Annotated in this window: 13 protein-coding genes and 1 pseudogene; 9 read left to right on the plus strand and 5 right to left on the minus strand. The window is 34.6% G+C overall.

Annotated elements, in window-relative coordinates; genetic code table 11:
* The first annotated feature begins 326 nt into the window (after positions 1–326).
* Positions 327–965, plus strand: a complete 639-nt coding sequence (locus MWJ95_RS04595; protein WP_249072535.1) for a class I SAM-dependent methyltransferase — start codon at positions 327–329, stop codon at positions 963–965.
* A 376-nt stretch (positions 966–1,341) separates the two neighbouring features.
* Here the strand turns inward: MWJ95_RS04595 and MWJ95_RS04600 are convergent, their stop codons facing one another.
* A complete protein-coding gene (locus MWJ95_RS04600; protein ID WP_249072536.1) occupies positions 1,342–1,476 on the minus strand; it encodes a YjcZ family sporulation protein in 135 nt (44 codons plus the stop codon).
* A gap of 669 nt (positions 1,477–2,145) precedes the next feature.
* On the opposite strand from MWJ95_RS04600, the gene MWJ95_RS04605 reads away from it, so the two are divergent.
* Positions 2,146–2,682, plus strand: coding sequence for a GNAT family N-acetyltransferase (locus MWJ95_RS04605; protein WP_249072537.1), 537 nt, complete (start codon positions 2,146–2,148; stop codon positions 2,680–2,682).
* A gap of 62 nt (positions 2,683–2,744) precedes the next feature.
* A complete protein-coding gene (locus MWJ95_RS04610) occupies positions 2,745–3,029 on the plus strand; it encodes a hypothetical protein (protein WP_249072538.1) in 285 nt (94 codons plus the stop codon).
* Between the two features lie 195 nt (positions 3,030–3,224).
* Here MWJ95_RS04610 and MWJ95_RS04615 read toward each other — a convergent pair whose 3' ends face one another.
* Positions 3,225–3,329, minus strand: coding sequence for a YjcZ family sporulation protein (locus MWJ95_RS04615; protein ID WP_249072539.1), 105 nt, complete (start codon positions 3,327–3,329; stop codon positions 3,225–3,227).
* A 213-nt stretch (positions 3,330–3,542) separates the two neighbouring features.
* Between MWJ95_RS04615 and MWJ95_RS04620 the strand changes: the two genes are divergently transcribed.
* The 3 genes from MWJ95_RS04620 to MWJ95_RS04630 all read left to right on the plus strand — a co-directional run bounded on the left by MWJ95_RS04620 (position 3,543) and on the right by MWJ95_RS04630 (position 8,053).
* The gene (locus tag MWJ95_RS04620) at positions 3,543–3,959 is read left to right on the plus strand and encodes an NUDIX domain-containing protein (RefSeq protein ID WP_249072540.1); all 417 of its coding nucleotides are present in this window, start codon (positions 3,543–3,545) and stop codon (positions 3,957–3,959) included.
* 9 nt (positions 3,960–3,968) lie between these two features.
* Positions 3,969–4,598: an HAD family hydrolase gene (locus tag MWJ95_RS04625; protein WP_249104504.1), complete on the plus strand. Its 630-nt coding sequence runs from the start codon at positions 3,969–3,971 to the stop codon at positions 4,596–4,598.
* A gap of 347 nt (positions 4,599–4,945) precedes the next feature.
* Positions 4,946–8,053, plus strand: a complete 3,108-nt coding sequence (locus MWJ95_RS04630) for a hybrid sensor histidine kinase/response regulator (protein WP_249072542.1) — start codon at positions 4,946–4,948, stop codon at positions 8,051–8,053.
* A gap of 293 nt (positions 8,054–8,346) precedes the next feature.
* On the opposite strand, the gene MWJ95_RS04635 is transcribed toward MWJ95_RS04630, so the two are convergent.
* Entirely contained in the window at positions 8,347–8,526 is a 180-nt protein-coding gene (locus MWJ95_RS04635; RefSeq protein WP_249072543.1) for a hypothetical protein, read from the minus strand.
* Between the two features lie 134 nt (positions 8,527–8,660).
* On the opposite strand from MWJ95_RS04635, the gene MWJ95_RS04640 reads away from it, so the two are divergent.
* Entirely contained in the window at positions 8,661–9,146 is a 486-nt protein-coding gene (locus MWJ95_RS04640; protein ID WP_249072544.1) for a hypothetical protein, read from the plus strand.
* Between the two features lie 58 nt (positions 9,147–9,204).
* On the opposite strand, the pseudogene MWJ95_RS04645 reads toward MWJ95_RS04640, so the two are convergent.
* Together MWJ95_RS04645 and MWJ95_RS04650 are read right to left on the minus strand one after the other, a co-directional pair.
* Positions 9,205–9,491, minus strand: a pseudogene (locus MWJ95_RS04645) (Lrp/AsnC family transcriptional regulator).
* 504 nt (positions 9,492–9,995) lie between these two features.
* The gene (locus MWJ95_RS04650) at positions 9,996–10,271 is read right to left on the minus strand and encodes a hypothetical protein (protein WP_249104506.1); all 276 of its coding nucleotides are present in this window, start codon (positions 10,269–10,271) and stop codon (positions 9,996–9,998) included.
* A 243-nt stretch (positions 10,272–10,514) separates the two neighbouring features.
* On the opposite strand from MWJ95_RS04650, the gene MWJ95_RS04655 reads away from it, so the two are divergent.
* Both MWJ95_RS04655 and MWJ95_RS04660 read left to right on the plus strand, forming a co-directional pair.
* The gene (locus MWJ95_RS04655) at positions 10,515–10,682 is read left to right on the plus strand and encodes a hypothetical protein (protein ID WP_249072558.1); all 168 of its coding nucleotides are present in this window, start codon (positions 10,515–10,517) and stop codon (positions 10,680–10,682) included.
* Positions 10,683–11,207: 525 nt separating this feature from the next.
* Positions 11,208–11,773 (plus strand): alpha-helical endospore appendage domain-containing protein (locus MWJ95_RS04660; RefSeq protein ID WP_481817340.1); only part of this gene is annotated, 566 nt, incomplete at its 3' end.

Here is an 11,773-nt window from a genome sequence, read left to right on the forward strand (position 1 = left end):
AATTTTTAATTTTTCTTGTGATTAGTACCAGGTACTGGAACTAGATGATGAAAATTGATGTATTTTTAGTGGGGATACTTTATTAATCTATGGGTTTGGTGGTGGCCTAACACATGCTGGGCTTATCATGAAGTGGTGTCCTGAAAAAGTTTAATCCTACAATGGAGGAGTTTTCAAGAAATAAAGAAAAGTCTCGTACTCATTGTAATCGGTTTTTTAACTCATCGTCAAAGGTTTATTGAATAGGTGATTTTTTTACAAAAGGAAAATGATTGGATGTATTATAGGATTTAGAGGAATAACTATTGTAGTAGGAGTGAAGACGTTTGAATAATTCTTGGAATAAATTTATCTATAAGATTGGTTCTCCGATTTACGATAAGTTCTTTAATTCAGGGAAATTTTTAAATGCTCGAAAACAAATATTTCAATCCATACCATTCAATAATCAACAAAAGATCCTGTTTGTCGGTGTAGGAACAGGAGCTGATTTAGAGCTAATAAATCACGCTAACCTAAATATAACGGCAATTGATTATTCACCTGATATGCTCGGAATAGCAAAAAAGAAGTTCGAAAATTCAACAATAACATTCTTAGAAATGGATGCTCAAAATCTTGAATTTGAAAATGAATCGTTTGACTATATCATAGCTAGTTTAATCCTTTCGGTAGTACCTGATGCAACTAAATGTTTTCAAGAGATGACAAGGGTTTTAAAACAAGAAGGGAAAATAATTGTTTTTGATAAATTTGTCCCTAAATACAAAAAACTGTCCATGCCCAAAATGCTACTAAGACCCATTATAAGCATATTAGGAACTGACATTGGCCGAAGCTTTGAAGAAATATCACCTGAAAATATAGTAGTAAAAGAAGATAGTCCAATCATGCTAAAAGGGATGTATAGGAAAATAATAATTGAAAAGATAAAAGAAGTGTACAAAACGCCTAATTCAATGTAACAAGTTTAACATTTGCAAACTATTAAGGTCCCATCAGGGTCTTTGAAATGAAACAGTTGATAAAATCCAACTATCCAACACAATTCTGGTTCCATTCATAGACACTATATAAATGACCCAAAAATATCTCACCATTTGCTGGTACCCTAAGATATCACTATACCAATTATGTGATTTTTCAATATTTAAAAAAAGACAATCATGATTTTGGTTTAAAAGAAAAGGCATTGAAAAAGGACTTCCGTTCATACACGCAAGCCCTAGAATAGAGCCAAACAATAGTTCGTTAGCCCATTCATAATTTTAAGAAGCCTTTAAAAATGTTTAAGTAGTATCCAACACACTTTATTTTGAGTATTAGTGATAATTGGTAACACTACGCACTGGTCCATACTAAAGTTCTTAATAAATAAAACAAGCCAAGACCAGCAATAATCAATAGAATGAATAAAACAATAGCAAAGGCAAAATTTGAACCTGGTGAATTTACTCCATAAGATGGATAACTCAAAACAATCCCCTCCTTATAAAAATTTATAGCAGGATTATTTGAAGAAAAGAAATATACAGCTTTGGGCACTGGGAAAGAAGGGACTAATGGCAACTTTCTGCTGTTATTTTAAAATATTGGTTCCCATAAAACGGCGTCCATTTCTACATAGTTTGTCTTTTAGATTATTTTGAAATTATGACTTACGCTTGAATGGGATTACCCACTTCCTCTAGGCCCATATAAGCAAGCGCCACAATTAAGGGCTGATAAGCTACAGCGGCGATCTGCATTATTGCTGAAATAGAGAATACGGTGCAATCAAATAGGGACAATGCTGTGCGATTAAAATTACAGCTACAAACAAATGATACTTCCTTTTTTTCTTTATACTATGTTGTAAAGAGTAATAAACTCAGGGCCAATTACCTTATGTATGGTGGGATGAATGCCGAAGTATAATAAATTATTTCAGCGCTACGAGTTGAAGATAGCATTATAAGAAACTGATTTGTGAGAGACCATTTCATAATTCATCTAGTAAGAGCTATTAAGTGTAGGATTGTCCACGGCAAGTTATTATTTTTACAGAATTTGTTGGAAAAACATAGTAATAAAAAATTAGTTATGCATTTCTCTTTTTATTAGATAGAATTAAATAATACCTTATTTGGAAATGGAGTGGAGTAAATGTTTCCTATTTTAGAAACTGAACGGTTAGTGTTAAGAGAACTTACTGAACTGGACGCCCAAGATGTTTTAAATTGCTTTTCTAATGCTGATGTATTACGCCATTATGGGCAGAATCCATTAACAAGTTTAGAGCAGGTTAAAGAAATCATTCATAATTTTTCAAATAATTATCATGAAAAACGCGGTATTAAATGGGGAATTGCTTTAAAAGAACAAGAAGGAATTATTGGTACGATTGGTTTTCAGGAATGGTCTACTGAGCATAAAAGAGCTGACATCAGCTATGCACTATTTCCTGAGAGCTGGGGGAAAGGGTATGCAAAGGAAGCTGTAAATAGAGTCATATCTTTTGGCTTTCAAGAAATGGGTTTAATGCGTATTGGAGCTATTGTTTTTACTGAAAATGAAGCTTCAAACAAGTTATTAACGAAATTAGGCTTTGAAAAAGAAGGAATATTAAAAAACTATATGCATCAAAACGGTGTTCCGTATGATACGAATATTTTTTCTCTCATAAAAGGTCAAACCTCATAAAATATTATTGGTTGGATCCATCTCTAATAGGGTAATTTAAGAAGGGGAGAAAGGATGACAGGATGAAGTATTTTAAAAAGTATGGATTTGGAGTGTTTACAATTGTCCTAACCGCAATCGGATTTTTACTAATAATAAACGGTGTTGAAAATGGGCTAGATTCAGCAAATGACTATTTAACTATAAAAATGGATGGAAGCATGGGTACAGATAGTTTCCTAGTAATGATGAAAGGATACATTTTATCGAATTTCATAGCTGGCGGAATTATTCTATCGGTTGGACTTTCATGTTTTTGTATGTATCTTTATAAATTTATAAAGGAAATGGATTTAGGGAACGAATGATAGAATCCATTATAACCCGAAGAACTTGTATCGAGTAGCACTATTTTTCCCCTCGAAAGTGAACAGCTTATGTTCAAAGTAAAAAAGGGTCGCCGGAGGAAAGCGACCCTTCGTAATTCATTTAGAAGGTAAGGGATACTTTATTATTACCCTAGGAAAAGTATGAGCAATTGAGATATTGGCGGTGTCATTTTTTTAGTACCTCATGAAAGTAGCGCCAACGATAATCAAAAGAATAAATAATACTACAATTAGGGCAAAAGCGGACCCCGTGCCGTAACCTGTACCTGAACAGCCCATTTTTACATCCCTCCTTTCTATATTCTATAATACGTAAAGCAGTAGAAAGGAGAGAAGGTAATCATCTAACTTAGAGAAATAAAATATTTTACCCTTTATAATAAAAAATAATCTCGAAATTAGAAAGTAATCTTATCTTATAGCTACTCTTACAAATATTTTACTAATAATAGGCTTTGATAAGGGGGAATCAAATAAGTGGAGGACATGTATATGGAAAAACAAAAATTGCCAAAAGTTGGCGTGGGGGCAGTTATCCTAGATGAGGCGAACAAAGTGTTACTTGTTTTACGTAAAAAAGCACCAGAAGCTGGCTGCTGGAGCTTACCTGGTGGCAAGGTGGACTACATGGAAACAATAGAAAATGCGATCATGCGTGAGATTAAGGAAGAGCTTGGTGTGGAAATTGAAATTACACAATTGGTATGTGTGACCAATCATATTATTCAATCAGAAGATGTACATTATGTTGCACCTACTTTCACAGCTCGTATTACGAATGGGGAAGTACAAAATAGAGAGCCCCATGCTTTGGAGGATGTGCAGTGGTTTTCAATAAATGAGATCCCAGAAAACATTACAATGACTACAGAATATGCTCTTAAACAGTTAAAGCTATTGGAGTTTTAGGAGGGAATTATGCAAACTATTTTGTTTGATCTAGATGGAACACTGCATGACAGTGAAAGCTGTTACATTCAAGCATGCTGTGGCAGCCTAGAACTATTTAAAAAAAGAAAACTTACTGAAGAAGAAAAAAGTTATTTGATTGGAAAACCAATTACTAGAATAATTGATGAATGGTTTAATGATCAAAAAGATGAAGTGTTGGCGACCTTTTTTAAACACTATGAAATGTGTAACAATCATGTAAAAAAATATAACGGCATTTATGATATATTAACGGAATTAAAGAATAGACAGGTGACAATGGGCATTGTATCGTCCAAATATAAAAAATATATTGTCCAAGAATTATTACATACAGAACTCTATCCATTTTTCAATGTGATTGTAGGGCTAGATGATTGTAAAAAGCCTAAGCCCAACCCCGAGCCTTTATTAAAAGCTGTAAATGAATTACAGATTGAACCAAAGGATTGTCTTTATATTGGCGATCAGCCCACTGATATTTTAGCGGCTAATGCGGCTGGTATCATGAGCTTTGGTGCATTATGGGGAGAAGGCACTAAAGATAAATTAGAAGGGGCGTTTCCTACAGCTTTATTACAAAAGCCCGAAGATATATTAGTTATTCATCGAAACTAGCTTACCACAAGGATAATTCGGTTGCTTTCAAGATCTCTTAAACATTCTAATAACGTTTTTTGCCATTTGCAATGACTACAAACAAAGTGCGTTTGACTACTATTTAAAATCACCAAGTTCGGTTGTGGTGATTTTTTTAATGGTTGTAAAAATGTACTTCAATCTAAATAAGTACTTTTTTTGTTAATTATTAGATTACGTAATTGGAAATTTTGGATTTAAATGAAAATTAGATTTAAATGTTACGGTAACTCTGTTAGCATAAAATATCGTAGGAGGTGTGATTTGGCCTAAGGAGCTGTGTTTATATTTGAAAAACACACTATACCTTTTGACAATTATGATGAATGAAAAGAAGAAAAATTGCTCTCATCATTAGCTTGTTTCTTATATTTCTGACAGGCTCACGAATTTTATGGCTAGAGATATTTAATGGTACGGAGCAACCCTATGCTGTTAAAGGGCAAATGGATTTAAGGAATTGGAATTTTAATGATAGTCATGCTATTACACTTGATGGTGAGTGGGAGTTTTATCCTTATAAATGGATGATTAGCGAAGAAAAACAATTAGAATCTAAAAAGGATCATGCTAAATACATACAGGTTCCAGAAGGGTGGAATACTTCCTTTCAAGAAGAAGAGATAACGCCTTATGGCTACGGTTCTTATCGCTTAACATTACTCGTCAATCCGGATGACAAGATAACCTACAGTATTCGAGTTCCGAGTGTTCGAAGCTCCTCAGAAATATATGTAAATGGTAGACAATTAGCTAAATCAGGTGAGATAGGAGAAAATGCAGAAAAAACAGTTGCCAAAAACGTACCGTATACTGTCTCATTTGAAGCTAATGGCCACACCGAGATCGAAATCGTTGTTCAGGCTGCTAACTTTAAAGATCCTCGTAATGGTGGAATTGTGCGCTCCATTAAATTAGGAAAAGAAGATATACTAGCTTGGGAAACTCAATTGTCGATCACTATGCAACAACTGGTGGCGGTGGTTTTTTTAATACACGCGATCTATTCTATCATTTTATTTTTTGTAGGAAACAGGGAAGAAAGAAGATTACTTTACTTTTCTCTCTTATCGTTTAGCACGATGGTTTATTACCTATTAGCGAGCGATGACAAATTATTATCTTATTGGTTTCCGATTAATTATGACTGGGGCTTTAAATTAGTTCATCTTTCAATGGTCGGTATAGGCTTTTCACTGCTTCAATGTATAAAACATTGGCTGCCTCAACATGTAATAAAATATATGCATTGGTTTAGTATTTTCTGTGGTATAGCTTCATTGTTGGCAATCGTCCTACCTACTCGCTATATAGTAACTAATCAAGGCATATATATTATGATTTTTGGGATTTCAGCAGTTATAACGATCCTAACAGTAACGCGAAAATCTATTAAAGAGATAAAAAGTAATATTTTTTTACTTCTTGCCATTTTAGCATTTGTTAATAATCTTATTTGGGATGGCCTCCTTCTCATTTTAGGAATTAAAGTGGTCATGTATCCATTTGATCTTATTATAACAGTGGCTTGTTTGGCTATTTTATGGTTTAAAGGATATGCTAAAGTCTATTCGGATACGAAAGAACTAGCTATTAAGCTACAAAAGAATGATAAGTTAAAGGATGAATTCCTTGCGAATACGTCTCATGAATTGCGAAATCCACTTCATGGGATCCTTAACATTTCGGAAGCTGTTTTGGAAAGAGAAGAACATGTACTCAGTGACAAGAGTGTTAAGGATTTAAAAACAGTACTGTCTGTAGGTAATCGAATGTCACTTATGTTAGATGATTTACTGGATGTTATGAGTTTAAAAGACAATACTCCAAAGTTACAGCTTAAAACTTTTTCAATTCACACTATTGTATCAGGTGTATTAGATATGCTCTACGTGATGAGGGAAGGTAAGCAGATTCAGCTAATGAATCAAATTCCTGAAGATTTTCCCAAAGTAATGGCAGACGAAAATAAAGTTATTCAAATTGTTTTCAATTTACTTCATAATGCAGTGAAATACACGAACGAAGGTGAAGTGAAAATTTCTGGCCATGTGAAAAATGGTATGGCGGAAATTGTGATAGCGGATACAGGTATTGGTATGGATGAGGAAACCATCTTGCGTATTTTTGAACCATATGAGCAAGGTACTCTTAGTAAGGCGATGATTGAAGGTGGATTTGGGCTAGGATTAAGTATTAGTAATCGTTTGGTTGAACTGCATGGGGGAACATTACAGGCAACTTCAGTTGTTGGTCAGGGGTCAGTTTTTACTTTTACCTTACCTATATCTGATAGACAAGAGGTCACAGAAGATTTGGAGTTGCTTTCAAGTACGAAGGTAGAATCTGCGGTCGTTACTTCAACAAATACATGTAATGATACAATTGAAGATCATTCATTTTTTGTAAAACAACGCCCAAGAGTTTTGGTTGTCGATGATGATCCAGTTAATTTAAGAGTGATCGAAACAATCCTTTCAATAGAGAAATACGACATAGTGACGGTTACAAGTGGTAGTAGAGCTCTCGAAATAATAATGTCTCAAGAGTGGGATTTGATCATTTCAGACGTCATGATGCCAACAATGTCTGGTTACGAACTAGTACGAACGGTTCGTCAACAATTTTCAATAACGGAACTTCCTGTGTTACTTCTTACGGCAAGAAGCCAGTCTCAAGACATTAAAAATGGATTTTTAGCCGGTGCCAATGATTATGTCACAAAGCCAGTGGACGCTTTAGAGTTAAGGTCAAGAGTAAAGGCACTAACTGATGTTAAACAGTCAGCACAAGAAAGGCTTCGAATGGAGGCAGCCTGGCTTCAGGCACAAATACAGCCCCATTTTCTGTTCAATACATTAAATGCCATTATCACATTAAGTGAAATAGACATCGAACGTACGAGTAAGCTACTTGAAGCACTGAGTGATTTTTTAAGGGAATCTTTTAAATTCCAAAATATTGATAAGCTTGTTCCAATTGAGGATGAGTTAAATCTTGTTCGATCCTATTTATATATTCATAAAGAACGTTTTGGGGAGCGGATCAATACAACGTGGGATTTGGAAGTTACTACAGATGTCATGATCCCATCACTGACCATCCAACCATTAATTGAAAATGCTCTGAAACATGGTATTTTACCTCGTGAAAATGGCGGTAATATTCATATTCGCATTGTAGATTGCGACACGTACATTGAGATCACTGTGTCAGATGATGGTATTGGAATGGATGAGGTTACAATGGAACATTTACTTGAAAGAAAATCGGAGACTTCAACTGGCATTGGATTGCTAAATACAGATCTTCGTTTAAAACAACATTATGGTAAGGGACTTCAAATTAAAAGTAAACTCAACCAAGGGACATCAATTTCGTTTGTTGTTCTAAAAAGAAAGAAAAATCAAAGTAAATTAGACGTGAATTCATAGTAAAAATATTGAGCTGCACCTCCATTAATAATGGGGGTGCAGTTTTTAAATTAAAGAAAATAAAGTTTGATTAAAATCTTGTTTTTAAATGAAGCATTTTTAAGTTATAAAGTTAACAACAGTCATGAAACATGAGCTTAAGAACGCATATGATTGATCAAATTCCACATGATAAGGACTGATATTAGTAGGCTTCAAAATGTTTTTTAAACGAACAATTTCAGTGATGTAATGTATTCGGAGAGTACACAATAAAGAACAGATAACCTTAATTAGTTATCTGCCTTCTTCAATCACTTTGTAAACGGATCTTCCGATTCATAAAGAAAACTTTTTTCAAGATTTTCTTTTGTTTCTGCATTCACAGTTTTTTCTTTTGCTTCCGCTTGTTCACTAGCTGGAGCTTCATCATGAGAAGAACAAGCACTTAATAGGAATGCTGTCAGTGCTCCGATATAAAATATTTTTTTCATTGCTATAACCTCCATTATTGTTAGTTACAATTTAGATTGTGCAATTACACTTAGAATATAACGGAAATGACAATGATAAATTTTGTAACAAAAAATGATAAATAATCGTTCCACAATAAAAAGGGGAAATAAACGTGAAAAGAATTATAGGTTTCGTTACAATTTGTGGCTTGGTATTAGTAGGTTGCTCTCATAAAGAATCCAACGACCTCATTCTACAAAGTAATAGTTCGAGACTTGTTGGAGAAGCAAAAGAAAATGAATGGCAAGAAAGTGGGTATTTTACATCTGAAAATTTAAGCTTCATTGGTAAACCGCAGTTATTAGGATTTACTCATAGTAACGAAGAAAAAATAGTCGCTAGCAAAACAGGAAAATATGGCTGGCATTTTTGGGGAGAGAGCGTTAAATCAGGAGACTTCCTTCGCATCAAGGGAACTCACCAATTGACAGGTAGAGAAGTGGAATTGGTTTCAAATGCTAAATTACTTGGACCGAACAGTGGCGCAGACAACCATGCTCCAACTAATATGACTTTCCCAAATGGTGGTATGTGGAAGCTGGACGCCTTAATTGATGAGAAGTTATTTAGTAGCGTTTATGTAAAAGTTGAAAATTGAAAGGAATTGAAAAATACCAGGCTATCCATGGAGAGAGCCTGGTATCGCACTATTATTTTTAGTTTGCATGCTGATTTAAATGACTTAAAATTGATCTATACTTCGTTTGACGGGAACCTACATTAAGAAGATAACAACTATCTCCATTAATTATAAAATTATTAACAATAAATTGCTGCTGTGTTTTAATAAATGACAGATAAGTTTCTAGGTACGGACTTTTAGTATAAATATTCATAGATGCATGGACATTGCTATCATGATTTACAGTATCTTATCAAGCCTTGCTACCCTCGATGAAGCCGCTTGCCCAGTCAAATAAACCTTCTCACCCAATTCTTTCATCGTAATACGCGACTTACCACTCGAATATTTCTATTTACTTCGTCAGAATAATGATACCTAAACGCTACAATTGTGTCGAAATTCTTTTGTCCATTCGAAAAATCGCAATGGCTTCTGCACAAACAGATACCGTCCTATAACGCTTCAGTATGTACTTCAGAAATGATTTCTCCTGTTATCCGATATCCTCGTAAAGCATTGTAATCTTCTCTGTTGCTATTTCTACTAATTCTAGGTCTAGTTGATAAATGATAATGTTTTCAAATATTCTCCTTCATCTTATTTCAACAAAAATGAATGATTGAATACCTAAAATATTCTTGATTTTATTTTACGAAAATAGTGAGAAAGATGAAATGAAAATTCAATTTCACCCCACCTTTATAAATAACTCTATTTGTTTCTAACGACCCTATTGTCAATATAACAATTTTATTATCATTCTACAAAATGCCCGTTGTTACAGGCATCAAAAAGAGCATCAATTTGATGCTCAGCAACATTTTATTCTTCTTCGTTCGGTTCAGCAAATACAGTGATTGAACGATTTAGTAGATTTACCTTATGTCTCAAATCATATCTATTAGTTTGAATTTCAACTGAACTATCTTCTGTAATTAAGATTAACATTTCGTCGTCATCCCAATCATGAATAGAAAATTTATTGGGATTATCAATGTTGATGTATACAGAACAGTTTTCATGTGTTATTAGAGTCCAGTCATTTGATAAAGCAGTTTTCTTTGTTTTCGATGTTTCCGATGTTTTGAATATATTCAATATTATCCACCTCAATATATAAGATGTTACTAGTATAGGAATTTATTTAACAAAAGACCATGGTTATATTAAACATCCAAATATTAGATATCCCTTTCTGAACAATCAGGAAAATATTCAAGGTGGGAACCTATTTGATTACAGCTAAAAGCTGCTTTAGTAGTTGCGGAAGTATGGATTTAGGCATGCTCGATACTGGCATTAGAATCGTTTGAAATTGACAAGAAAGCATGCGTAACCCTTATAAATTTTAAACACACTTTAAATGAAACAAATATAACTAAAATTACAGTTTTAGATCAACAGGATGCAGATATTTATATCGGAACTTTCCCTTGTACACGCAATAGCAACATTGCAGACATATATGGTACTCGTACAGGTGATGGTTTATTTTTGCAGTTTTTCTGACATGTAGTTCTTGCACAACCAAGGTTTATGTAATTGAAAATGTTCCACGGATGAAAAAGTTTCAGGTAGTAATGGAGTGTATGGAGAAACCGCCAAATTATTATGTAAAAGTAGAGTGTCCAGTCAATGCAAATATGTGGTTACCTCAGGAAAGGAAAATACTTATCGTAATCGGCACTAAAAAACCTTTTAATAACCTTGAGTATCCTGATACAAACCCCTATAGGCATGAAGGATGTTATTGAGTTGGTACAGAGGTTTATATACCTGATTATGTGTCAGAGCATTTGATTGGCTTCCCTTTAAATCGCTTTTTTAGTTTAATAGGTGTTTTTATTGGTAAAGGTTCAGAACAAATATAATTTTTTAGTCTTGACGCTTTTATAGTCAAAAGCATAATTTTCAAAAATGTAGACTCCCGTTTATACCATTGTCTAGCCGATTTCATACATTATATTGTTTGATACTTCTCTCTTGTTCAAACAAAGAGAATATAGAACAAATAAAATGAAAGGAGACATGTTAGTGTCACAACCGAATTTACCTAATATTACACCGAGTATTACTTTGACTCGTGATGATGCTATTTCCCTATTACTGTCCTCGATTGCACTGGAAGAACTAGGGCTTAGCCATATACTAAATGCAGAAGGCGAAAAGCTTCAATTTGTACTCGGTACACTGCCTGGAGTTACTGCACCAATAGCGACTATCACCGATATTTTAAATGTGAACACAAGTGTACAAAGCACGTTAAAGGCAGTAGCCCAAAATGAATTACTACTGCAAAACAAGTTGGAGAATGTATTGTCTGCCCAAAATATTACAGGACCCCCTGGACCGACTGGACCAACTGGACCAGCTGGAGGGCCAACGGGGCCAACTGGGGCTACAGGAGGTACAGGTGCTACAGGAGCCACAGGAGAAACAGGAGGTACAGGTGCTACAGGAGCCACAGGAGAAACAGGAGCAACAGGAGCAACAGGAGCAACAGGAGCTACTGGAGCAACCGGAGCAACAGGAGCAACGGGTGCCACAGGTCCAACCGGAGCAACAGGAGCAACGGGTCCAACCTGTCTCTTATACACATC

This window comes from Lysinibacillus sp. Bpr_S20, assembly GCF_023337835.1.
Lineage (GTDB): Bacteria > Bacillota > Bacilli > Bacillales_A > Planococcaceae > Lysinibacillus.

Excerpts from the sequence above, each read along its gene's own strand:
- MWJ95_RS04610 (WP_249072538.1), top strand. The coding sequence starts at position 2,745 with ATGAAGTATTTTAAAAAGTATGGATTTGGAGTGTTTACAATTGTCCTA.
- MWJ95_RS04635 (WP_249072543.1), bottom strand. The coding sequence starts at position 8,526 with ATGAAAAAAATATTTTATATCGGAGCACTGACAGCATTCCTATTAAGT.
- MWJ95_RS04620 (WP_249072540.1), top strand. The coding sequence starts at position 3,543 with ATGGAAAAACAAAAATTGCCAAAAGTTGGCGTGGGGGCAGTTATCCTA.
- MWJ95_RS04630 (WP_249072542.1), top strand. The coding sequence starts at position 4,946 with ATGAAAAGAAGAAAAATTGCTCTCATCATTAGCTTGTTTCTTATATTT.
- MWJ95_RS04615 (WP_249072539.1), bottom strand. The coding sequence starts at position 3,329 with ATGGGCTGTTCAGGTACAGGTTACGGCACGGGGTCCGCTTTTGCCCTA.
- MWJ95_RS04605 (WP_249072537.1), top strand. The coding sequence starts at position 2,146 with ATGTTTCCTATTTTAGAAACTGAACGGTTAGTGTTAAGAGAACTTACT.
- MWJ95_RS04625 (WP_249104504.1), top strand. The coding sequence starts at position 3,969 with ATGCAAACTATTTTGTTTGATCTAGATGGAACACTGCATGACAGTGAA.